The 23,359-nt window shown below is 48.7% G+C and carries 21 protein-coding genes; 19 read left to right on the plus strand and 2 right to left on the minus strand.

The window, feature by feature from the left end:
- The first annotated feature begins 10 nt into the window (after nucleotides 1-10).
- The 19 genes from ABD734_RS02960 (at nucleotide 11) to pyrE (ending at nucleotide 19,578) form a co-directional block, all read left to right on the plus strand.
- Nucleotides 11-802 (plus strand): purine nucleoside phosphorylase YfiH/LACC1 family protein, encoded by a 792-nt coding sequence (locus ABD734_RS02960; RefSeq protein ID WP_344701250.1) that lies wholly within the window; start codon nucleotides 11-13, stop codon nucleotides 800-802.
- Nucleotides 783-1,424, plus strand: coding sequence for a YggS family pyridoxal phosphate-dependent enzyme (locus ABD734_RS02965; RefSeq protein ID WP_344701252.1), 642 nt, complete (start codon nucleotides 783-785; stop codon nucleotides 1,422-1,424). The genes ABD734_RS02960 and ABD734_RS02965 overlap by 20 nt, the downstream gene beginning before the upstream one ends.
- Nucleotides 1,425-1,429: 5 nt before the next feature.
- On the plus strand, nucleotides 1,430-1,990 hold the full coding sequence (locus ABD734_RS02970) for a cell division protein SepF (RefSeq protein ID WP_344701254.1): 561 nt from the start codon (nucleotides 1,430-1,432) through the stop codon (nucleotides 1,988-1,990).
- Nucleotides 1,991-2,001: 11 nt separating this feature from the next.
- Entirely contained in the window at nucleotides 2,002-2,307 is a 306-nt protein-coding gene (locus tag ABD734_RS02975; RefSeq protein WP_344701256.1) for a YggT family protein, read from the plus strand.
- A gap of 100 nt (nucleotides 2,308-2,407) precedes the next feature.
- Nucleotides 2,408-3,187, plus strand: a complete 780-nt coding sequence (locus ABD734_RS02980) for a YlmH family RNA-binding protein (RefSeq protein WP_344701258.1) — start codon at nucleotides 2,408-2,410, stop codon at nucleotides 3,185-3,187.
- Nucleotides 3,188-3,213: 26 nt separating this feature from the next.
- A complete protein-coding gene (locus ABD734_RS02985) occupies nucleotides 3,214-3,729 on the plus strand; it encodes a DivIVA domain-containing protein (RefSeq protein ID WP_344701260.1) in 516 nt (171 codons plus the stop codon).
- A 266-nt stretch (nucleotides 3,730-3,995) separates the two neighbouring features.
- Nucleotides 3,996-6,734: an isoleucine--tRNA ligase gene (ileS, locus tag ABD734_RS02990; RefSeq protein WP_344701262.1), complete on the plus strand. Its 2,739-nt coding sequence runs from the start codon at nucleotides 3,996-3,998 to the stop codon at nucleotides 6,732-6,734.
- 9 nt (nucleotides 6,735-6,743) lie between these two features.
- Nucleotides 6,744-7,229, plus strand: a complete 486-nt coding sequence (gene lspA, locus ABD734_RS02995; RefSeq protein WP_344701264.1) for a signal peptidase II — start codon at nucleotides 6,744-6,746, stop codon at nucleotides 7,227-7,229.
- Nucleotides 7,216-8,124, plus strand: a complete 909-nt coding sequence (locus ABD734_RS03000) for an RluA family pseudouridine synthase (protein WP_344701266.1) — start codon at nucleotides 7,216-7,218, stop codon at nucleotides 8,122-8,124. Before lspA ends, ABD734_RS03000 begins: the two co-directional genes overlap by 14 nt.
- 200 nt (nucleotides 8,125-8,324) lie before the next feature.
- Nucleotides 8,325-8,846, plus strand: coding sequence for a bifunctional pyr operon transcriptional regulator/uracil phosphoribosyltransferase PyrR (gene pyrR / locus ABD734_RS03005; protein WP_344701268.1), 522 nt, complete (start codon nucleotides 8,325-8,327; stop codon nucleotides 8,844-8,846).
- Nucleotides 8,847-8,862: 16 nt separating this feature from the next.
- Nucleotides 8,863-10,215 (plus strand): uracil-xanthine permease family protein, encoded by a 1,353-nt coding sequence (locus ABD734_RS03010; protein ID WP_344701270.1) that lies wholly within the window; start codon nucleotides 8,863-8,865, stop codon nucleotides 10,213-10,215.
- Nucleotides 10,178-11,059 (plus strand): aspartate carbamoyltransferase catalytic subunit, encoded by an 882-nt coding sequence (locus tag ABD734_RS03015; RefSeq protein ID WP_344701505.1) that lies wholly within the window; start codon nucleotides 10,178-10,180, stop codon nucleotides 11,057-11,059. Before ABD734_RS03010 ends, ABD734_RS03015 begins: the two co-directional genes overlap by 38 nt.
- Entirely contained in the window at nucleotides 11,059-12,330 is a 1,272-nt protein-coding gene (locus tag ABD734_RS03020) for a dihydroorotase (protein ID WP_344701272.1), read from the plus strand. The genes ABD734_RS03015 and ABD734_RS03020 overlap by 1 nt, the downstream gene beginning before the upstream one ends.
- Entirely contained in the window at nucleotides 12,330-13,415 is a 1,086-nt protein-coding gene (carA, locus tag ABD734_RS03025; RefSeq protein ID WP_425568288.1) for a glutamine-hydrolyzing carbamoyl-phosphate synthase small subunit, read from the plus strand. Before ABD734_RS03020 ends, carA begins: the two co-directional genes overlap by 1 nt.
- On the plus strand, nucleotides 13,408-16,584 hold the full coding sequence (gene carB, locus ABD734_RS03030; protein WP_344701274.1) for a carbamoyl-phosphate synthase large subunit: 3,177 nt from the start codon (nucleotides 13,408-13,410) through the stop codon (nucleotides 16,582-16,584). Before carA ends, carB begins: the two co-directional genes overlap by 8 nt.
- Before the next feature lie 8 nt (nucleotides 16,585-16,592).
- Nucleotides 16,593-17,342: a dihydroorotate dehydrogenase electron transfer subunit gene (locus ABD734_RS03035; protein WP_344701276.1), complete on the plus strand. Its 750-nt coding sequence runs from the start codon at nucleotides 16,593-16,595 to the stop codon at nucleotides 17,340-17,342.
- On the plus strand, nucleotides 17,339-18,265 hold the full coding sequence (locus tag ABD734_RS03040) for a dihydroorotate dehydrogenase (protein ID WP_344701278.1): 927 nt from the start codon (nucleotides 17,339-17,341) through the stop codon (nucleotides 18,263-18,265). Before ABD734_RS03035 ends, ABD734_RS03040 begins: the two co-directional genes overlap by 4 nt.
- Entirely contained in the window at nucleotides 18,265-18,963 is a 699-nt protein-coding gene (gene pyrF, locus ABD734_RS03045; protein WP_344701280.1) for an orotidine-5'-phosphate decarboxylase, read from the plus strand. Before ABD734_RS03040 ends, pyrF begins: the two co-directional genes overlap by 1 nt.
- Nucleotides 18,964-19,578 (plus strand): orotate phosphoribosyltransferase, encoded by a 615-nt coding sequence (gene pyrE / locus ABD734_RS03050; protein ID WP_344701282.1) that lies wholly within the window; start codon nucleotides 18,964-18,966, stop codon nucleotides 19,576-19,578.
- A 42-nt stretch (nucleotides 19,579-19,620) separates the two neighbouring features.
- On the opposite strand, the gene ABD734_RS03055 is transcribed toward pyrE, so the two are convergent.
- Nucleotides 19,621-21,303 carry a phospho-sugar mutase gene (locus ABD734_RS03055; protein ID WP_344701284.1) on the minus strand — a complete coding sequence of 561 codons (1,683 nt, stop codon included), beginning with the start codon at nucleotides 21,301-21,303 and terminating at the stop codon, nucleotides 19,621-19,623.
- Entirely contained in the window at nucleotides 21,293-23,359 is a 2,067-nt protein-coding gene (gene pulA, locus ABD734_RS03060) for a type I pullulanase (protein WP_344701286.1), read from the minus strand. Before pulA ends, ABD734_RS03055 begins: the two co-directional genes overlap by 11 nt.

Genomic DNA, 23,359 nt, shown 5'->3' on the forward strand with positions numbered 1-23,359 from the left:
GAGGTGGACCATGAAGTTCAATAACTATCGCCATCATGTTGGCAATAGTCTCGGCAATATCGCTTTCGGCTATACGAAGCGCACCGGTGGGACCAGTCCCTACCCATCAGAAGCTTTCAATATGGCTCTATACATCGATGATGATGTTAAAAACATTCATCATCATCAGGATGTGCTGGCTAGCCATATCGGTTTTCCTCCAGAAAGTTGGGTAGCCCCAATCCAACAGCATGGCAGTACCGTCAAAGAAGTCCATGCTGAAGATGGGGGTTCCAATATTCGTAGGCGCACAGATATGCTTACAGGTGTGGACGCCTTATATACATATGATGCGGATACCTTGTTGACCATGAATTATGCAGATTGTGTGCCTGTCTATGCTTTCAGCGAGACGGATGGTTTCATCGGACTGGCCCATGCAGGCTGGCGGGGCACTGCATCAGAAATAACAAGAAAACTGATCGGATCCTATCGTGGTGATCCGGCTGACTTGAATATTGTTATAGGCGTGGCAATCAATGGAAGTTGCTATGAGGTGGACGAAAATGTCATCAATGCACTGGGGATGACAAGTGTGCCTGATGATGCCATCACCCGGACAGCCGAAGGTTTTAAGCTCGATCTGAAAAAGGTGAATGGACATCAGGCCCGGCTTGCTGGTGTACTGAATGAAAGAATTCATCTAACACCTCTTGGCACTGAAGATACCAGCACCTTCTTTTCATATAGGACTGAACAAGGCAATACGGGACGGGCCCTTGCCTTTATTGGGAGGAAGAACAATGATCAAAAAGAATTATGAAGATATTAAAAATGAAATCGGTGATGCCGTCAACTTGATTGCAGTGACCAAATACCACACTGTGGATGAAGCGTTGGAGGCTTATGAGGCTGGCATCCGTCACTTTGGTGAAAACCGTGTGGAAGGCTTCCTTGAAAAGCGCAGGGCACTTCCGGAAGATGCTGAAATACACTTCATAGGTACACTCCAATCCCGTAAGGTCAAGGAAGTCATTACGCATCTCAACTATCTCCATTCTTTGGATAGGGAGAGCATCGCGAAAAAAATTGAACAATACAGCTCTCATGCTGTAAAATGCTTCTTACAGGTGAATGTATCCGGAGAAGCATCCAAACATGGTTTGGCGCCGGAAGATGTCCCCGATTTCCTGGAGAGAATGAAATCTTATGAAAAGGTGGAAGTCATCGGTCTGATGACCATGGCTCCGGACACGGACGATGCGACCCGTGTGGAAGGTGTCTTCCAGCGCCTGGCGGAGTTGCGTGATTCCCTTGCTGAAGTCAATGGGGATAACGTCCAGATCGACGAACTCAGCATGGGGATGAGCAACGATTACACTCTTGCAGTAAAGCACGGGGCGACTTATGTACGCATTGGCAGCAAACTAATGGGAAGCAGGTGAATGCCATGGCCATAAAAAAGTTTTTCAAGGACATCTTCATTGTGGAGTATGATGAAGAAGAGTCCGTTGAAGAAAACAAGCCAAAACAGCAGAACAGCAAAGTGACGCAACTTGACCAGTCAAAAAAGAAAAAAGTCAATGAAGGGTCTGGCGAACCTCGACAGATGGAGCAGGGCAGTGCCCCGGTCTCTCCATCATTCAGGAAGAAAGACCGCCGCTCCGGAGAACCAAGACACCAGAAGAAGCAATCCAATACAAGGGACAAGGAGACTACTTTGATGAGTGCTGAAGCAAGCAATACAAAAGTATGCCTATTTGAACCGAGAGTGTTCTCGGAAACGCAGGACATTGCAGATGAGCTTAAGAATGAACGGGCGGCTCTCGTCAACCTCTCCAAAGTCGATCACAGCCAGAAAAAGCGCATCGTTGACTTCCTGAGCGGCACGGTCTATGCTTTGGACGGAGATATCCAAAAAGTCGGCGCTGATATTTTCCTATGTACGCCAAATAGTGTCGGCGTTAAAGGGGAAATCAGCCAGGAAAAGAATCAGACTGAAGAAATGTAAGGAGAATGAGTTTGGATAACCAACTGTTAATAGATATAGTATTTTTCGTTCAAAGGTTCATAAACACCGTCTTTCCAATATTTTTCTGGGGATTGATCATCTATATTCTGAGTTCTTGGCTGCCGGGCCTCCGGGAGTCTGCTTTCGGAAGAATCCTCGGAAAAGTATATGAGCCGATACTTGAGCCGTTCAGAAAACTCATCCCACCAATTGGAGGAGTGTTGGACTTGTCGCCGATCATTGCGATTTTGACCATGAACCTTTTCTTGAGCGGCCTGAATGCGATATTCAGGGTTATCGTACAGGCATTGGTCTGAAGAACCTGAATTACTAATGATGCCGGACGCCCTTATGATCTAATCGTTTCCCGATGATTATCATGAGGGCGTTTCCGATATTTTACAGGAGGGCTCTGGATTGAGGGAAGTCTATCAGCATTTCAGAAAAGAAGAATATGAGAAAATAACGTATTTCAATGGCAAGTTCGAGATTGCTGCGAGGGATTATTATCCGGTACTCCTCGATTTTTTGGATCCGAGAGAGAGGTTGATCGTCGAGAGTCTGTCTGGGCGCCACCCCGATCTGTACGTCGAGTTTTATGGTGGACCCGGTGAACGCGAGCGTCAAAGGGCGATGATTATTCCGGAATTTCTGGAAGTTACTCCTGAAGAATTTGAAATCGGGATCTTCGAAGTCGATTATCCCAAAAAGTTCGTCAGCCTTACACACCGCAACATCCTCGGTGCCATTATGAATGTTGGAGTCGACCGTTCACTGATTGGTGATATAGTCGTTTCAGCCCACATTCAATTCGCTTATGCAGCACCGTATCGTCAAGTCTTCGAACAAGGCCTTGAGAGGATCAAAAATGCACCAGTCACACTTAATGATGTGCCGCACGCCGCGTTCATGGAAGCAGTTGATGAAGGAAAAGATAAACACATGCTCGTCTCATCCTTCAGATTGGACGCAATTATTTCAGAAGCCGTCGGTGAAGGGCGTTCAAAATCCAAGGAACGCGTGGAAAAGGGCAGGGTGAAGGTGAATCACACCCTGACTTCGAATCCGGCGTTCCTGGTTGAATCCGGTGACATCATTTCTGTCCGGCATTTTGGCCGTTTTAAGATTACATCAATAATTGCTGAAACAAAAAAGGGTAAATATCGCCTTATGGCCCGGATATATAGGGACGGGTAGGGTATTAGTCAATTGAGGTGAAGAAAATGGATAGAGAAGAAGCTCTGAATCGTAAATTTCCAACAGTTTACCGTGGTTTGGATGAAAGGGAAGTAAGAGAGCATCTACAGGCGATGCAGTCTGAAATCGACAGTCGCGATGAGAAGATAAAGCAGTTGGAAGGCATGCTCGATGAGAAGGAAGAGAATCTGAACAGCTTCAGGACCGTCGAAACAAGCATCAACGAGGCCATCCTGACGGCGCAGCGGGCAGGGGATGAAGCGAAACGAACGGCACAGGCGCGTTCAGAAGAAATCATCCGAGCTGCAGATGCTGAACGCGAACGCATCATTGATGATGCGCTTGCCAGAGCCCGGCATATCTCGAGCCAGACGGAAGATATGAAAAGGCAATCCAAAATTTTCCGTGCACGGTTCAAGATGCTCGTGGAGGCACAGCTCGACCTGCTGCAATCGGATGACTGGGATTACCTGCTCGACTTCGAAAAGAATCAGGAACACCGCGTCGATGATCTGGAGGATAAAGAGCGCAACCAGGAATAATGATGTGTTGACGTATTGAAGGATATTTAGCATAATAATAGTATTGTTAGACAGGGAAGCATGCATTATGGATGCAGCGACCGGGGGAAGGTGGGAGCCCCGGCACATAAGGTGCTTCTGAAATCACTAATGATGTATTTTAATGACTGTAACGAGTGGACTCTGGACCAGAGTCAATCAGGGTGGTACCGCGGAGAATTTCGCCCCTATTGACACTGGCCAGAGTTTTTTTAAATCATCTACCAAATAAAAAAGGAGTTTGGAAAATGGACTATAAAGATACACTGCTCATGCCGAAAACCAAGTTCAAAATGCGTGGCGGCCTTGTAAACAAAGAGCCGGAGATGCAGAAGAAATGGGAAGAAATAAACCTTTATGAGAAAAAATTGAAACTCAATGAAGGAAACACCCCTTATGTGCTCCACGATGGCCCGCCTTATGCCAATGGTGCCCTGCACATGGGACACGCCTTGAATAAGATCATCAAGGACATCATCATCCGTAATAAGCAGATGCGCGGCTACTACTCACCATATGTACCCGGCTGGGACACGCATGGACTGCCGATAGAACAGGCACTCACCAATAAAGGTGTCGACCGTAAAAGTATGTCGATCGAGGAATTCAGAAACAAATGCATCGAATTTGCCGACACGCAGATCGACCAGCAGCGCGAAGGCTTCAAACGCATGGGCATCGATGGCGAGTGGGACAACCCCTATGTCACTTATAAACCTGAATTCGAAGCCGCACAGATTCGTGTGTTGAAGGATATGGTCGAAAAGGGTCTTATCTATAAAGGGAAAAAACCGATCTACTGGTCCCCGGTCAGTGAGTCATCATTGGCTGAAGCGGAGCTCGAATATAAGGATAAGCGCTCTCCTTCAATCTATGTTGGCTTTAAAGTGGCTGATGGCAAAGGCGTACTTGATGAAGGCGTGCAGATGGTCATCTGGACGACGACGCCATGGACGATTCCATCCAATTCAGGCATTGCAGTACATCCTGAGTTGAACTATGTCCAAATCAATTACGAAGGTCAGGAATATGTAGTGGCTGAAGCGCTTCTGGACCATTTCTGCGAAGAAGTCGAATTCGATAAGGATAAAGTGACGCGTACAAAAGAAATCAAAGGCTCAGAAATGGAGTACGTCACGACCAAACACCCACTATATGACCGCACAAGCCTTGTCGTGCTGGGTGAACATGTCACAACGGAAGCAGGTACAGGGTGTGTCCATACTGCTCCTGGACATGGTGACGATGACTTCATCATCGGCCAGAAATATGAACTCGATGTAATCAGTCCTGTAGACGATAAAGGCGTCTTCACGGATGAAGCGGGCAAGTATTCAGGGCTTTTCTATGATGACGCCAATAAAGTGATCACGGAAGACCTTGAAGCAGCAGGTGCTCTGGTTAAGCTCGGCTTCTATACGCATTCTTATCCTCATGACTGGCGCACTAAAACACCGGTTATATTCCGGGCAACGCCACAGTGGTTCGCATCAATCAAAAATGTTCGTGAAGATATCCTCCAGGCGGTCATGGACACTGAATTCCAAGTGGAATGGAACCAGAAACGCATGTACAACATGATCAAAAACCGTGGTGATTGGGTAATTTCACGTCAGCGTGTATGGGGTGTACCATTGCCTTTCTTCTATGCAGAAGATGGACAGGAGATAGTTGATGCTGCAGTCATCGAGCATGTCGCATCATTGTTTGAAGTACATGGATCGAACATTTGGTTCGAGTGGGATGCAAAAGACCTCATGCCTGAAGGTTTCACACATGAAGGTTCGCCAAACGGTGAATTCACAAAAGAAAAAGATATAATGGATGTCTGGTTCGATTCTGGCTCGACCCACCGTGGTGTACTGACAGTACGCGATAACCTGACATACCCAGCGGACCTTTATTTCGAGGGGTCCGACCAGTACCGTGGGTGGTTCAACTCCTCAATCATCACCAGTGTTGCAACTAAAGGCATCGCACCTTATAAAGAACTCCTGAGCCATGGATTCGTCATGGATGGTCAAGGCAAGAAGATGTCGAAATCCCTCGGCAATGTCATCCTGCCGGAGAAGATCATGAAACAGATGGGGGCAGATATCATCAGGCTATGGGTGATGTCTTCTGACTTTGAGGAAGACGTCAGGATTTCAGATGATATCCTGAAGCAGGTGTCTGAAGTCTACCGCAAAGTAAGGAATACTTTCCGCTTCCTGCTCGGGAATGTGTCTGATTTCAATCCTTCAACGGATGCAATCGCTTATGATGAATTGAAGGAAGTCGACCAGTTCATGATGCAACGCTTCAACGAAATGGTGAATCTGATGCGTGACTGTTATGACCGCTATGATTACGTCACCATGTACCAGTCACTTCAGAACTTCATCAATGTCGACTTGTCGAACTTCTATCTCGACTACGGTAAAGACATCCTTTACATTGAGAAACAGGATGCTCATATACGCCGCAGCATGCAGACAGTGCTGTATTCCATATTGACTGGATTGAACCGTCTGCTTGCACCTGTTCTGGTACACACGGCTGAAGAGATCTACCAGCATACGCCGTATACCGAAATGGAAAGTGTCCATCTCGAGTACCTGCCTGAGGCGAAAGAAGTCGATACGGCACTCACTGCAAAATGGAAACATTTCATGGATGTCAGGGATGATGTGCTGAAGGCGCTTGAAGAAGCCCGTAATGACAAGGTCATCGGCAAGTCACTTGAAGCGAAAGTATATGTGACACAGCCAGACGACATGAATTATTCTGACATCAATGGTCGTCTCGAACAGCTCTTTATCGTCTCTCAAGTGGAAGTTGTAGAGTCACTTGAAGATGGTAGACAATATGATAATATCAAAGTCAAAGTCGTACATGCTGAAGGCACACGCTGCGAGCGTTGCTGGAACTATTCCACAGCGCCATCCATCGATGGTGGCGAAGACGACATCTGTCCACGTTGCCGCGAAGTGGTGGATCAGCTCTAGGGGGCTATTATGAAATCATATAGAATCATTCCAATGAGTTTGATCGGTCTAGCTGTACTGGCAATCGATCAGCTGACGAAATACTTTGTTGTGACCGGCATGCAGGAAGGGGAATCCGTGCCGGTCCTCGGCAAGTACTTCATGCTGACTTCCCACCGCAACAGTGGGGCGGCATGGGGCATGTTCCAGGGTCAGATGCTGTTCTTCTATTTGGTGACGTTGCTGGTCCTTGGTATATTGATCTACGTTTATGTCAAGGAGGCGAAAGGGAATACACTGCTGCAGCTTGCGCTCACCCTGCTGTTGGCCGGTGCCCTCGGAAACTTCATCGATCGCATATTATTCCAGGAAGTAGTGGACTTCATCGATGTGCTGATCGTGTTCTACGATTTCCCGATATTCAACATTGCTGATAGCGCACTCACAATTGGTGTGATATTGATGATTTTGGAATTCTTTATAATAGGAAAAGGTGACACGGATGCAGGAAATTAAAGCAAATGAAATGGACAGTGGCCAAAGAATCGACAGGCTGCTGGCAGAGAAATTGGACGATACTTCACGCAGTGATATGCAGGGCAGGATCAGGGATGGACTTGTTGAAGTGAATGGTGAGGCCGTCAAGCCGAACTATAAGGTCAAAATTGATGATGTCATCATAGTCCATCAACGTGAACTGGTGGAGGCTGACATCACCCCCCAGGACCTGAACCTTGAAATCCTCTATGAGGATGATGATGTAGCCGTTGTGAATAAGCCTAAAGGCATGGTGGTCCATCCTGCTGCCGGCCACCATTCGGAAACGCTTGTCAATGGCCTGATGTTTCAGCTTGATGACCTCTCAGGTATAAATGGAGAACTGAGGCCAGGCATCGTGCACCGCATCGATAAGGATACGAGTGGGTTGCTGATGGTCGCAAAGAATGATGTGGCCCATCGTGCACTGGTCGATCAGCTCGTCGATAAAAGTGTCACCAGGAAGTATACAGCACTTGTACACGGTACCATCCCACACGATAAGGGAACCATTGAAGCGCCGATCGGCAGAAATCCAAAGGAACGCCAGGAAATGGCAGTCATCGATTCTGGACGGGATGCTACAACGCATTTCAATGTGCTAGAAAGATATGAAGGGTATACGTTGATAGAATGCATCCTTGAGACGGGCCGGACCCACCAGATCCGCGTCCATATGAAATATATCGGCTATCCGCTTGTCGGGGATCCGAAATATGGTCCAAGGAAGACGTTGAATACAGATGGCCAGATGTTGCATGCGGGGACGCTCGGCTTCATCCATCCAACAAATGGTGAGTACATGGAATTCAGCGATTCATTGCCTGAACCATTCGAAGATGTATTAGAAACATTGACACCTTTATCGGAATAATGCTTGACTTCACTCTGTATTAAGGCTAGACTATTGAAGAAAAGTGAATATGAATGTCTTTAAAAGGAGTCCCGTGAGGCTTCAAAGACGTGATATAACCGGGTACACTTAGGGATAAGTGTATATTTATCAGGATACGTGTATACTCATGTCTTTGGACATGAGTATTTTTTTATACATTTTTAGAGGAGAGGATTTAGGTGGACAAACGAACGATACTGGATGAATCACAAATTACACGCTCGCTTACCCGCATGTCGCATGAAATACTGGAACATAATAAAGGGACTAAAGGACTGGTGTTCCTTGGAGTCAAAACACGCGGTGAGTATCTTGCGGAACGTCTTCAAAAGAAGATTACTGAGATAGACGGCGTGGAGATACCGACAGGCACAATCGATATAACAGGCTATCGTGATGACAGGAAGAAAGAACGCGCCGGCAGTGCCATAGACATCGGAGTGTCACTTGATGACAAGCATGTAGTCATCGTCGATGATGTACTCTTTACGGGCAGGACGATCCGCGCCGCGATGGATGCGATATTGAATGAAGTCAGACCTTCAAAGATTTCCTTGGCTGTACTAATCGACCGAGGGCATCGGGAACTGCCGATCCGCGCCGATTTTGTCGGTAAGAATATCCCGACTGCCAAAGAAGAGAAGATAGATGTCCATCTAGAGGAGCACGACGCAGTCAACGAAGTTCTATTAAGCAGATAACAGGAGGACGGCTGAAATGCAGACCAAAGAATCACCAGAAGAAATCTACTCAAAAAGTGTCTCCCCCATACTCGATGTGCAGGATAAGCCAAAGCCTGCCCAATGGTTGATGCTCAGTTCACAGCATCTATTTGCAATGTTCGGTGCTACGGTGCTTGTGCCGTACTTGACGGGGTTGCCGGTATCCGCGGCTCTGATTGCAAGCGGCATCGGCACCCTGCTCTACATACTCATTACGAAAGGGCAGATACCAGCATACCTTGGCTCAAGCTTCGCATTCATACTGCCCATTACAATTGCGCTTGGAGCAAATAGTCTAGGCGAAGTGCTGACAGCGTTATTCTTCAGCGGAGTACTATATATCATCATCGGTATCGCGATAAGGGGCTTCGGCATAGATTGGCTGATGAACCTGCTGCCTCCAGTAGTCGTCGGACCGGTCATCATGGTCATCGGGCTCGGCCTTGCACCGGTTGCGGTCGATATGGCGATGTATACGGATTCGGGCAATCAGGAAGGCTACAGTATGCTCTACATATTTGTAGCGGCGGTGACGCTCATCATCACGATCTGCGCTTCGATATTCCTGCGCGGGGTACTATCCCTGATCCCCATCCTGATCGGTATCATCGGAGGATACATCACAGCTGTACTAGTGGGCATCGTCGACTTCACACAGATTATCGAAACGAGCTGGTTCATGCTCCCGGACGTCCATCTCCCGTTCGTCTCATACAATCCGACCTGGAACCTCGGACTTATGGTCGTGATGCTGCCGATCGTGTTCGTCACAGTGAGTGAGCATATCGGCCACCAGATGGTCATCAATAAGATCGTCGGACGCAATTTCTTCAAAAAGCCGGGCCTGCACCGTTCCCTAGTCGGGGACGGAGTCTCGACAATGTTTTCAAGCCTGATTGGAGGACCACCGACTACGACCTACGGGGAAAACATCGGAGTACTGGCGATCACGCGCGTATTCAGCGTCTGGGTCATCGGAGGGGCCGGCGTCCTTGCAGTCATACTAGGCTTCATAGGAAAGTTCACAGCCATTGTCCAGAGCATACCGACCCCTGTCATGGGTGGGGTGTCGATCCTACTTTTTGGCATCATCGCCTCAAGCGGCTTGAGGATGCTTATAGATGAGCAGGTGAACTTGGATTCAAAACGCAATCTGGTCATATCTTCTGTAATCTTGGTCGTAGGAATCGGAAAAGCGCACCTTGATTTCACGATCGGCAACATACCTTTCAACCTTGAAGGGATGGCGCTTGCGGCTGTTGCAGGGATACTGCTAAATGCGATCCTGCCTAAGGAGGTGCCGGTTAGTGATGGACAACCTGTTGTCGATGACACAACTACAGACTGACGATATCATGAGGCTCATCAAACGCGCCCAGGCGATAAAAGCCGGGAAATTTGAGCCATTTAAGGAAAAGAAGTATATATCAAATCTATTTTTTGAACCTTCCACACGGACCAAGGCCAGTTTTGAAATGGCTGAAAGCCGGCTCGGCATCCACTCGATCCCCTTCAATGCGGACCACAGTTCGGTGCTTAAAGGAGAATCATTGTACGACACGTGCCGCACCATGGAAGCCATAGGATGTGATGCACTTGTTGTACGCCACGCTATGACCGCCTACTATGACGATCTGGATGGCCTATCGATCCCAGTCATCAATGGCGGGGATGGCAGCGGATCACATCCAACCCAGTCGCTTCTCGACTTAATGACGATATACGATAGATTCGGTACTTTTGAAGGGTTGAAAGTGGTTATGGCGGGTGATATATCACACAGCAGAGTCGCCCGCAGCAACCAACAGGCACTAAAGAAGCTCGGTGCGACGGTCGTTTTCAGCGGACCGGAAGCGTGGCGCGACAAGGAAATGGATGGGGAGTACGTGGACTTCGACGATGCGGTGGAGTCGTGCGATGTCATCATGCTGCTGCGTGTCCAGCACGAACGCCATGGTGATCAGGCGGATTTTACGAAGCGCAGTTACCATAATCAATACGGGCTGACCCTGAAGCGGTACCAAAGGATGAAGCAGGGCGCCATCATCATGCATCCTGCACCAGTCAACCGCGGCGTTGAAATAGATGGGCGTTTGATAGAGAGCCCGCGATCAGTCATTTTCGAGCAGATGAATAATGGTGTGTTCATGCGCATGAGTGTAATACAAGACATACTTAGGAGTGAAGGATAATGACAGTACTTTTGAAGAATGGCACAGTGGCGACAGAAAATGGTGAGGTCAGGATGGACATCCTTATTGACGGCGGAGAAATAGTGGACATGGCCCCTCAAATCGAGCAGGGGGATGAGATCATCGATTGTAGGGGCAAGCTCATCACGCCAGGTTTCGTCGACGTCCACGTTCATTTGAGGGAACCCGGCGGTGAGCATAAGGAGACGATTGAAACTGGCACAAGAGCGGCAGCTCGCGGAGGGTTCACCGCAGTATGTCCAATGCCAAACACACGACCTGTGCCAGACAATGAGAAGACGATGGCCGATATCAAAAGGCGCATCGAAGAAAGCGCCAGTGTAAAGGTACTGCCTTATGCATCCATCACGACGCGTCAACTTGGCAATGAACTGGTCGATTTTGACGCACTTAAAGCCGCTGGTGCATTTGCCTTCACAGATGATGGTGTAGGCGTCCAAAGTGCCGATATGATGCTTCGTGCAATGAAGGAAGCAGCCCGTATAGACATGGCGATAGTCGCCCATACTGAAGAGAACACACTGATTCACGGCGGCGCAGTCCATGAAGGCGGGGTCAGCGAGCGGTTGGGATTAAAGGGGATCCCGTCAGTGACTGAATCCGTACAGATTGCACGCGATGTACTGCTGGCGGAAGCAGCGGGGTGCCATTATCACGTCTGTCATGTAAGCACCAAAGAAAGTGTGCGGGTCATACGGGACGCCAAACGAGCGGGCATCCGTGTGACGGCGGAAGTGACGCCACATCACCTGGTGCTTGACGAAGGAGACATCAGGGAGGACGACCCGAACTTCAAGATGAACCCACCACTCAGAGCATCAGACGATCGTCACGCCCTGATTGAAGGCCTGAAGGATGGGACCATAGACTTCATTGCAACAGATCACGCTCCGCATGCAGAGGAAGAGAAGTCGGTCGGCATGGACACGGCACCGTTTGGCATCACCGGCAGTGAGAATGCATTCCAGCTCCTATATACGAAGCTTGTCAAGTCGGGGGTGTTCACACTGCAGCAGCTAATCGATTGGTTGACAGTCAGGCCAGCGGAAGTGTTTGGACTTGAGATGGGCGTGCTCAAGGTCGGCAGAGCCGCCGATATCACGATTGTTGATCTCGAAAAGAGATATGTCCTCGACAAATCAAAATTTTTATCAAAGGCACGCAACACGCCCTTCCACGGAATTGAACTGACTTCGGACATCTACATGACCATCGTCGACGGAAATATCACTTATAAGGGGGAAGCATGATGATTAAAGAGAGAAGATATCTTGTTTTGGAAGATGGCACCGTATATGAGGGGTATCCTTTCGGCGCCCAGAAGGCAGCGGAAGGCGAGCTCGTCTTCAACACTGCCATGACTGGGGCTCAGGAAATCATCACCGACCTCTCCTATACCGATCAGATCATCACCTTCAGCTATCCGCTGATCGGTAACACTGGCGTCAATATAGAGGACAACGAATCTCTGAAGGCGACGGCTAGGGGGGTTGTTGTAAGGGAAGCTTGTACAGACCCATCGAACTTCCGCACGACGGAAACGCTGGATACATTCCTGAAGCGACATGATATACCGGGAATCAGCGGCATCGACACGCGCAGCATCACAAGAAAACTGAGGAACGGCGGGGTCATGAAGGCAGTGATTACAGATGAGGCCTATCACGAAGACCTGATCGAGCTTCTGCAGCATTCCTCCTTCAGGACCGACCAGGTAAAGCGTGCATCCACCAAGAATCCGTATATCTCTACAGGCACCGGCCCGCGGGTGGTGCTGATAGATTACGGAAAGAAGGAAAATATCGTCAGACAGCTGAATGCACTCGACTGTGATGTGACGGTCGTGCCACACGACACGACAGCGGATGAGATCATCCAGATGAGACCTGATGGCATAATGCTTTCGAATGGTCCTGGGGACCCGGCCGATATACCAGGCCAGGTCAAGACCGTCAAGGCACTCCTTGGCATCCCGCTCTTTGGAATCTGCCTAGGCCATCAGATACTTGGAATCGCTTGCGGTGCTTCGACATATAAGATGAAGTTCGGTCACCGGGGCAGCAACCATCCGGTTAAGAATCTCGCCACCGGAAAGATTGAAATCACTTCACAGAACCACGGCTTTTCGATAGATGGTGCCTCACTGGTCGGTACAGGCCTCGAGGTCACCCACCTGGCACTTAACGACAGGACGATAGAAGGACTACGCCATACTGAGTACCCGGCATTCTCGGTGCAGTTCCACCCGGAAGCGGGTGCAGGGCCCCATGACTCTGAATACTTGTTCGACGAATTTGTGAAATTGATGAAACAAAAGGAGGCCAACCATGCCTAAACGTCAAGATATAAAAACAATTCTAGTCATCGGCAGCGGTCCGATCATCATCGGCCAAGCTGCAGAGTTCGATTACGCAGGCACCCAAGCATGCCTGGCATTGAAGGAAGAGGGGTACCGCGTCATTCTCGTCAACTCCAACCCAGCGACCATCATGACGGATAAGGAAATAGCTGATGTTGTATATATCGAACCACTGACGCCGGACTTCATTGCCAGGATCATCCGCAAGGAGCAGCCGGATGCACTATTGCCGACGCTCGGTGGGCAGGTTGGCCTGAATATGGCGGTTGAGCTCGACCGTCTGGGCATCCTTGAGGAAAACGGTGTTGAACTGCTCGGGACAAGGCTCGAATCCATCAAACAGGCAGAAGACCGGGATCTTTTCAGGCAGCTGATGAACCAGATGGCGGTACCGGTACCGGATTCGGACATCATTACCACGCTCGATGAAGCGAAAACATTCCAGGAGCGCGTGGGATATCCATTCATCGTGCGCCCGGCATTCACGATGGGCGGTACAGGTGGAGGCATCTGCTATAACGATGCCGACTTGAATGAGATTGTCGCAAATGGGCTGAAGTACTCCCCTGTCGGCCAGTGCCTTGTGGAGAAATCAATCGCAGGATTCAAGGAAATAGAATATGAAGTCATGCGCGACTCGAACGATAATGCCATTGTGGTCTGTAATATGGAGAACATCGACCCCGTCGGCATCCACACCGGAGATTCCATCGTCGTCGCACCCACCCAGACATTAACCGATAAAGAGCATCAGATGCTCCGTGATGTGTCGCTCAACGTCATACGCGAGCTGGGCATAGAAGGGGGATGCAACGTCCAGCTTGCACTTGATCCCCATTCCTTCGACTACTACATCATCGAAGTGAACCCACGGGTATCACGCTCATCCGCCCTTGCTTCCAAGGCAACCGGATATCCGATCGCAAAACTTGCAGCAAAAATCGCCATCGGCATGACACTTGATGAAATGATCAATCCGGTGACGGGTACAAGCTATGCCGCCTTTGAACCGACCCTCGACTACGTAGTGTCAAAAATTCCGCGCTTCCCGTTCGATAAGTTCGAAAAGGGAGAACGGAAACTCGGCACACAGATGAAGGCTACCGGTGAAGTCATGGCTATCGGACGGACATATGAAGAATCCCTGCTGAAGGCAATCCGCTCACTGGAATACGGTGTCCATCACCTCGGGTTACCTAATGGAGACCAATTCGAACTGGACTACATCAACGACATGATAAAGAAGCAGAGTGATGAACGACTGTTCTATATTGGTGAGGCATTAAGGCGGGGCGTAGATAAGAAGACCATCCATGAGTGGACGAAAATAGATCTATTCTTCCTGAGGAAATTTGAACACATCATCGAAATAGAGCATGAGCTGAAGGAAAACCCGGGGTCGCTCGATCATCTCAAATGGGCTAAAACCTACGGCTTCAGCGATAAGGTCATCGGACACCGCTGGAATATGGAAGAAGAGGAAATCTTCGGCATGCGCAGGGAGAAGGGCATCATGCCAGTCTACAAGATGGTCGATACATGTGCGGCTGAATTCGAGTCGAATACTCCATATTTCTATGGTACTTACGAACTTGAAAATGAATCAGTGGTCAGCACGAGGGAAAAGATAATCGTACTTGGAAGCGGTCCGATCCGGATCGGTCAGGGTGTGGAGTTCGACTACGCCACCGTCCATGCAGTATGGGCAATCCAGGAAGCCGGTTATGAAGCTATAATCATCAACAATAACCCCGAGACCGTCTCCACGGATTTCTCAATATCCGATAAACTGTACTTTGAACCGCTGACCCATGAAGATGTCATGAACATCATCGAGTTGGAGCAGCCAAAAGGCGTAGTCGTCCAGTTCGGCGGCCAGACGGCCATCAATCTGGCCGACGGCTTGGAAGAAGCGGGGGTCCAGATCCTCGGCACATCCCTTGATGATCTGGACCGCGCCGAAGACAGGAAACGCTTTGAGGCACTGCTGCGCGATATAGATGTACCGCAGCCTCTCGGCAAGACTGCCACCAACGAACAGGAGGCATTGGAGAACGCTGAACTGATCGGCTACCCGGTTCTAGTCCGTCCAAGCTATGTCTTGGGAGGCCGTGCGATGGAGATCGTCCATAGCAGTGGGGAATTGAAGAATTACATGCGTGATGCCGTAAAGGCCTCACCGCAGCACCCGGTTCTGATAGACCGATATCTGACTGGCAAGGAGATAGAGGTGGATGCGATCAGTGACGGCGAAAATGTCATCATTCCTGGAATCATGGAACATATCGAACGGGCCGGTGTGCACTCCGGAGATTCTATCGCGGTCTACCCGCCTGTCACACTAAGCGAAGCAGAAATCGATAGGCTTAAGGACTATACGGTGAAATTGGCGCTTGGATTGAAGACAGTAGGACTCATCAATATTCAGTTCGTCATAGCCGACGGCGAAGTGTATGTCCTCGAAGTGAACCCGCGCGCCAGCCGTACAGTGCCGTTCATGAGCAAGATCACTGAAGTGCCTATGGCCGCCCTTGCCATGAAAGCAATACTGGGAGTGAACTTGAAGGATACTGGACATCCGATGGGATTGGTGCCATTCCAGGATGGTTATCACGTTAAAGCACCGGTCTTCAGCTTCAGCAAACTGAAGAATGTGGATATTACACTTGGACCAGAGATGAAATCGACCGGTGAAGTGATGGGCAAGGATATGAGCTTGAACAAAGCGTTGTATAAGGCATTGGCAGCAAGCGGATTGGAAGTTAAAGACCACGGAACCGTCCTGTTCACAGTGGCAGATAAGGATAAGGAAGAAGCAGTGGCACTCGCCCATAGACTGTCACAATGCGGATTCAGGATAATGGCTACGGAAGGTACCGGAAAGGCATTGGAGTCACGCGGCATTTCCTGCCTCACCGTCGATAAGGTGCGGGAAAAGGAGAACAGTCTGCTTAAGGATATCCAAAACGGCAGCGTGCAGATCGTGATCAACACAATGACAAAAGGGAAACAGGTCGAAAGAGACGGATTCAGGATCAGAAGAGAGTCTGTCGAGAACGGTATTCCATGCCTGACATCACTTGATACGGCACGTACCTTGGTTGAAGTGATTGAAAGCATGACATTCAATATGGAAAAGATGTAGGTGATCATATGAAGACACTCATGACCATAATTGCCAATGACGAGATTGCCGACCGGGTATTCGAGATGGAGCTTGAAGGGGCGCTCACTTCAGATATGAAGACACCGGGACAGTTCGTCCACGTGCGCATCGACGAGTCGACCGAGCATGTACTGAGGCGGCCCATCTCAATCGCCAGCATCGATCAGGAAGCTTCGCGCTTTACCATCATATATAGGGCGGATGGCGCAGGGACTTCCAAATTAGCGGACAGACGTGCCGGGGAGAACTTGGATATATTATCCCCCCTCGGCAACGGCTATCCATTGGAACGTGACAGACATGTACTCATAATAGGCGGGGGCATCGGTGTTCCACCTCTTTATGAATTATCCAAACAGTTGAACGCGCGAGGCGTGAAAACTACCCATGTACTGGGATTCAATTCACAGAAAGATGTTTTCTATGAAGATAAATTCAGTGCACTCGGTGAAACATTTGTCTCCACGGCTGATGGTTCATACGGCACGAAAGGATTCGTTACAGATGTCATCGAAGCACTTGATGGACCTTTCGACCGCTTTTACGCTTGTGGTCCGAAAGTAATGCTGAGGGCACTTTCCGAGACGATGGAGATTGATGGTTATATTTCGCTTGAGGAACGGATGGGATGCGGCTTTGGTGTGTGCTACGCATGTGTATGCGAAACAACGGAGGGTGAATATGTCAAGCTTTGCACTGATGGCCCGGTCTTCAGGAAAGGGGAGATAGTGTTATGAACAAAGAGGCGATGCATATCTCCCTGCCGGGGTTAAACCTTAAGAATCCGGTAATGCCGGCATCAGGCTGCTTCAGTTTTGGTGAGGAATTCTCCCGACTCTATGATCTTTCACAGCTTGGTGCAATAATGATCAAAGCTGCAACGCATGAGGCAAGAAAAGGCAATCCCACCCCGCGCGTGGCAGAGACTTCAAGTGGCATGCTGAACGCCATCGGGTTGCAGAACCCTGGGGTTGATCACATCATCGAGCATGAACTCAAATTCCTTGAACAGTACGATGTGCCCATCATAGCGAATGTTGCAGGCACTGAGATAGATGATTACGTGATGGTCGCAGATAAAATATCCAAGGCAGGTAACGTCAATGCGCTGGAATTGAACATTTCATGCCCGAACGTCAAAGCCGGAGGCATCCAATTCGGCACTGATCCAGAAACAGCGCGGCGCTTGACCGCTGCAGTCAAAGAAGCTTCTGACGTACCAGTCTATGTAAAACTTTCACCGAACGTCACAAACATCGTCGAAATGGCAAAGAGCGTCGGAGATATAGCGGACGGATTGACAATGATCAACACACTTGTAGGCATGAGGCTCGACACGACAGGGCGACCGATCCTATCTAACATCACTGGCGGATTGAGCGGTCCGGCCATCAAACCGGTCAGCCTGAACATGATCTACCAAGTCCGGCAGCACATGCCCGACATACCGATAATCGGGATGGGCGGCATTTCGACAGTGGATGATATACTCGACTATATTTCAGTAGGTGCTGATGCTGTGGCAATAGGTACGATGAACTTTACTGATCCCATGATCTGTCCAACTCTCATCAGAGGGTTGGAAGAACGCTTGAAAGATATGGGTGTCGCCCACATCCATGACTTGAAGGGGCGCGCCTACAAACGGGAGGAAGACTAATGGACAGACCGATAATTGCACTTGATTTCAGTACGATGGAGCATGTACGCGAATTTCTAAAACGCTTCGATGAAGCGCTGTTCGTCAAAGTAGGCATGGAGCTTTATCTGCAGAATGGGCCGGAGGTCATAAAAGAACTGCGCAGCATGGGGCATGATGTCTTCCTTGATCTGAAGCTCCACGATATTCCGAATACAGTAGGCAAGGCGATGGAAGGGCTCGCGGCACTCGATGTCCAGATGACGAATGTCCATGCACAGGGGGGAGTGGCGATGATGAAGCGCGCTGCGGAATCCTTCAAAAACTACAACCCTGACGGGCTGCTCATCGCTGTCACCCAGCTCACATCGATGAGCGAAGAGCTGGTCCATGAAGAACTGGGTTCCAGATTGAGCCTCGATGAGAGCGTCGTTCATTTTGCGAAACTTGCGCAATCTGCAGGCCTTGATGGTGTAGTGTGTTCCCCACTTGAAGCAGAGCTTGTCCATGAAGCTTGTGGCAAGGAATTTAAAACCGTCACACCAGGCATCCGCATGCAGTCGGACACACAGGATGACCAGGTGCGTATCATTACACCTGAAGGAGCTAAAAGTGCCGGGTGCGACTATATTGTGGTAGGGCGCTCCATCACCAGAGACCCGAATCCATCAGAAAAATATTATAAGATCAAAAAAGAATTTGAAAGCGGGGAACAATAGATGGAATTACGCACTGCAGAAATACTTCTTGATGTAGGAGCCGTAGAGCTCAGTCCTGAAGCACCTTTCACTTGGGCGAGTGGCATAGAATCTCCCATATACTGTGACAACCGCAAAATAATAGGGGATATACAGGCAAGAAACGAAATTGCGGATGCATTCGCCTCAGTAATCAAAGAGCAGATGCCTGAAGCAGAAGTCATTGCCGGAACCTCCACCGCTGGAATTCCACACGCTGCGTTCGTCAGCGAGCGTCTGCAATTGCCGATGTGTTATGTCCGGGGAAGCAAGAAAAAGCATGGTAAGGGGAATCAGATTGAAGGCGCGGATATCTCCGGTAAAAAAGTAGTGCTCATCGAAGATCTGATTTCCACCGGTGGTTCGAGTATTGAAGCGGCTGAAGCCTTGAAGGAAGGTGGAGCTGAGGTGCTTAAGGTGATCGGAATCTTCACTTATGGCCTGCCCCAGGCGGCTGAAGCATTCAGCCAGTCAGGTTTTACTCTCTTTACATTGAGTAATCTCGATGCATTGGTCGAGGTAAGTGCCAATCGCGGGACTCTTTCTGATGGTCAACAGAAGACGGTCATGGATTTCAAGACATCACTATCAAAATAAAAGCTCAAACTGGAACTTCAGTTCCAGTTTGAGCTTTTTTCATCATACACCAAATATCATATCGTTTATGAATTTGGCTTCCTGTTCAATGTGTTCACTATCTAAGGAGGCATAAAGTTTTATTTTTGGTTCTGTACCTGACGGCCTTAGAGCAATCCAGCCATCCTGGAAATGAATTTTGATGACATCGGCTTGTGGGAGTTCAATCTTTTCTGTCCGGCCATCTTGATACGTCCGAGTCTGAGTCTTAAAATCTTCAGACATGACCACTTCCCTCCGGTCGAGCTTTTTAGGGGTGTTGGTGCGGAACTGCCTCATGATTTCATTGATTTCCTCCTTGCCGCTCGTCCCTTCGAAGGTATGACTGAAAAGAACTTCCATACGCCTGCCGTACGTTTCGTAGATTGATTCCAAGACATCCACAAGCGTCCGGCCTTCATTCTTCAGTGCGCTTGCCATCGAGACAAGGTACGGCACAATCTGTATGGCGTCTTTGTCACGCACGAATGGTTCAAGGAGAAAACCGTAGCTTTCTTCGTAGCCGAATATGAACTGTTTTTCGGGATTGTCTTCAAGCATCTTGATCTGCTCACCGATATACTTGAAACCAGTCAGAACTTCTATCATCTCTGCACCTTTATCTTCTGCAATCTTACGGCCTAAGTCGCTTGTCACAATTGATTTGATGACGACCGGACTTGGGCCGTCGTGGTTATCCAAGCGATGGTTGAGAAGCAGTATACCGAGCTGGTTGCCGTTCAAATGGACATACTCACCATTATGCAGGACCTGCACTCCAATTCTGTCGGCGTCGGGATCTGTGGCAATGAGCAGATCGGCTTCATCCTTTTTGCCAAGTGTCCGTGCCTCTTCAAATGCAGACTCGTTCTCCGGGTTTGGAGATTCGACCGAAGGAAAATCACCGTCGGGGCGACATTGTTCCTCGACCAGTTGATAACCGTTGAATCCAAGTGTATCGAGCAGCTCGGGCACAATCGGCACACTCGTTCCATGCAGGCTTGTGAATACGACTTTAAGGTCGGATTTTGGAATTTCTGGAATGAACGCAGTAATTCTCTGCTTATAGAGCTCTTCCATTTCAGTAGAAATGTATCCAGCGTCGCCGTTTTCCAACGCTTCTTCAAAAGGAATGGCAGCAATGTTGAATATATCTTCTATCGCGTTGATCTTCTCACTCAGTAGTGAAGCCGGCCGATCGATCAGCTGGGCACCATCCGCACCGTACACTTTAATGCCATTATACTCCGGTGGATTATGGCTTGCCGTTATCATGACCCCGAGGTCTGCATTGTGTTCCCTGACATGGAACGAGAGCTCCGGCGTTGAAATATATTGTTTTGAGAGCTTGACTGATACATTGTTGGTAACAAGGACACTCGTCATGGCTTGGGCAAATTCTGGTGAAAAGTGGCGGGTATCATAACCTATGACGACGAGTGAATCATCATCATCTTTTAAGCTATGTGCAATGCCAAGCGCCACTTTCTCGACTGTATATCGGTTCAGACGGTTCGGCCCGAGTCCGATTTTCCCCCTTATGCCTGCTGTCCCGAATGCAAGAGTACCGGTAAATGCGTCATTCTTCTCTTCTTCTGGTAGACGATCATATTGCTCCTGTGTGATGAAACTTCCCTCAATATTATTTTCCCATTGTGTTCTTTCCACTTCAATCACCTTCCTGGTCTGTTGTGTATTAGGCGGCATCGGCCATCTTCCTCAGTATAACGACTTCATACCCTTTAATATAGAGACTATTGGCATATACGGCCTTATCATGCCAACGCTGGTTTGAGAGTATGATCCTATAGGAATCATCCGAGCCATATCCAAGTTCGACGGATTTTTCCGTCGGATTGATGATGATCATAAACTCGCTCTCCTCGTGGCTGATCTGCACCCCGAAGGCTTGCGGCAAGTTGTTGAACGTCATGAATGTAAGCGCCTTTTTAATTTCGTCAGGATTTTTCAGGCGGAAGACATCTTCTTCTAGCCTGAAACGTATTACTGCTTTGATGAATTCAATATTATCCTGATACTTGGCTCTGCGGTTCCAGTCCATGCGGTTCAACAGGTCGCTTAGATTATACGTATTTCCATGACCATATTTGGTCCTGAAGAATTCCTGTCCGGCGTGCAGAAATGGTGTGCCGAACGATAGCAGGGTCAACGCAGTTGCAAGCTGATGTTGACTCTCAAGCACATACTGCCGCTTGTCCGAGGAATACTTGAGGCGGTCATATAACGTATGGTTGTCATGAACTTCCACATAATTGATGCTCATACCCGGATTGAATGCTTTGAAACTCCCAGTGAACATTTCCCTGATAGCTTGGGCGCCTTGTCCATCTCCATTTACATACCCCTTTTCGCTCAGTTCAAAATTGCTGCCTTTGATCACATCGCGGAAATGGTCGTTAAAGAAATGGACACTCGGAATGCGATCTGAAAATTCAGGGAGTGTCTTTTTATGATACTCCAAGGCTGTCGGCAAGTCCCAACCTTCTCCCAGGAGGAAAATTTCCCGGTCCTGTTCTTTTGAAATATGTTCTATACCTTGCATTGTTTCGATATCGAGCGCCCCCATAAGATCAAACCGGTAACCGTCGACCCGGTAGAAATCGAGCCAGAATTCCATCGTTTCAAGAATGAAGCGGCGGGCCATCATTTTTTCTGAGGCGAAATCATTGCCGACTCCCGTGCCGTTCGACAAGGATAGATCAGCATTATGTCTGAAGTAATAGCCGGGTACCAATTTCTCGAAACTCGAGTGTTCCACCCTATATACATGATTCAAGACTACATCCAAAACGACTTTCATGCCATTCTCATGTAATGTAAGTATAAGGTTTTGGAGTTCGACGATGCGGCTGATCGGGTCTGAAGGATTTGTTGCATAACTGCCTTCAGGCACCATAAAGAAATGAGGGTCATATCCCCAGTTATAACTTTTATCCCGATTCAATTCATCAACGGTCGAAAAGTCATTGACCGGCATCAATTCTATGTGGGTGACACCTAGCTCCTTCAGATAATTGAGTCCGCTGCTCAGCCGGTGGCCGGTCTCCGTATCTTCCGTCATCCCGAGGAAGAGGCCTCTCCATGCTTCACTGACACCACTGTTCGGATGACTGGTGATGTCCCTTACATGGGTTTCGTAGATGATTGCTGAATCATTCGGTATATCTGGTACATGATGTTTCCGGTAGTTGGGGTTGATGCGTTCGAAATCGACAACCATAGCCTCTTTTGCGTTGGCTGACACTGCCTTGACATACGGATCGATGACGAAATGCGTCACATGATTGTGGCTCGCTTCGAAATGATAATTTTTGCCATGACAGTCGTGGGAAATGACTTTTTCAAAGTAGCCGCCAATTTTATCCATATTATAAGGTTGACCATCAAGGAGCAGTCTGCACTGGAAGACTGTCGGAGCAAATACTCTGAAGATGGTCTGTTCTTTTGTATAGATGGCACCCATCTGCTGATCGGTTGCATACTTCAAGTCGAATTCTGTAGAAAAGGTATAGCGGCCCATCTCAAGTGGGATATGCCGCCCGCCTATAATCAGAAAAGTGAAATGATCGAGGTTCAGGGGATGTGCTAACGAAATGGTGGTGCACTTATCGCTGATATGGGCCGGGTGGATTTCAAGCGCTTCGCCATTCTGCATGACGGAAATGGACGCTGTATTTTCCGAACTGGCATTTTTTTTGACTATAGTAATCTGATCTGATGCATCTAGATATGCGTCATACAT

This window comes from Salinicoccus jeotgali (genome assembly GCF_039538805.1).
In the GTDB taxonomy this organism is placed as follows: domain Bacteria; phylum Bacillota; class Bacilli; order Staphylococcales; family Salinicoccaceae; genus Salinicoccus; species Salinicoccus jeotgali.